At 57.5% G+C, this 1,043-nt stretch carries 1 protein-coding gene; it reads right to left on the reverse strand.

All coding sequences use genetic code 11. The annotated features are described in order from the left end of the window. Positions 1-1,043: elongation factor Tu (gene tuf, locus ACR0NN_RS25265; RefSeq protein WP_480685868.1), on the reverse strand; the 1,043-nt coding region annotated here is incomplete at both ends.

Genomic DNA, 1,043 nt, shown 5'->3' on the forward strand with positions numbered 1-1,043 from the left:
ACCATCTCGGTGCCAGCCGCCAGGGTCACGGTTCCGGTCACGTCAGTTGTACGGAAGTAGAACTGAGGACGGTAGTTCGCGAAGAACGGAGTATGACGACCGCCTTCTTCCTTGGTCAGGATGTAGGCTTCGGCTTCGAACTTGGTGTGCGGTGTTACCGAACCCGGCTTACACAGAACCTGGCCGCGCTCAACGCCGTCACGATCCACACCACGTAGCAGCGCGCCGATGTTGTCGCCTGCTTCACCGCGGTCCAGCAGCTTGCGGAACATTTCAACACCGGTGCAGGTGGTTTTGCTGGTGTCGCGGATACCGACGATTTCGATTTCGTCGCCAACGTTGATCACGCCACGCTCAACACGACCGGTCACAACGGTACCACGGCCCGAGATCGAGAACACGTCTTCGATCGGCATCAGGAACGGCTGGTCAACAGCACGCTCAGGGGTGTCGATATAGTCATCAACAGCCGCCATCAGTTCCTTGATCTTCTCTTCGCCGATTTCCGGGTTGTTGCCTTCCATCGCGGCCAGAGCCGAACCTGCGATGATCGGAATATCATCGCCGGGGTATTCATACGAAGACAGCAGCTCGCGGATTTCCATTTCCACCAGCTCCAGCAGCTCTTCGTCGTCAACCTGGTCAACTTTGTTCATGAACACGACCATCTTCGGGATGCCAACCTGGCGGCCCAGCAGGATGTGCTCGCGGGTCTGAGGCATCGGGCCGTCAGCCGCGTTCACAACCAGGATCGCACCGTCCATCTGGGCAGCACCGGTGATCATGTTCTTGACGTAGTCGGCGTGGCCGGGGCAGTCAACGTGCGCATAGTGGCGATTATCAGTCTCGTATTCCACGTGGGCGGTCGAGATGGTGATGCCGCGCGCTTTTTCTTCCGGCGCACCGTCGATTTGGTCATACGCTTTGAAGTCACCGAAATACTTGGTGATTGCTGCGGTCAGCGTGGTCTTGCCGTGGTCAACGTGGCCAATCGTGCCAATGTTGACGTGCGGTTTTGTACGCTCAAACTTTTCCTTTGCCAT

The organism is Ruegeria sp. BA2 (assembly GCF_056539605.1).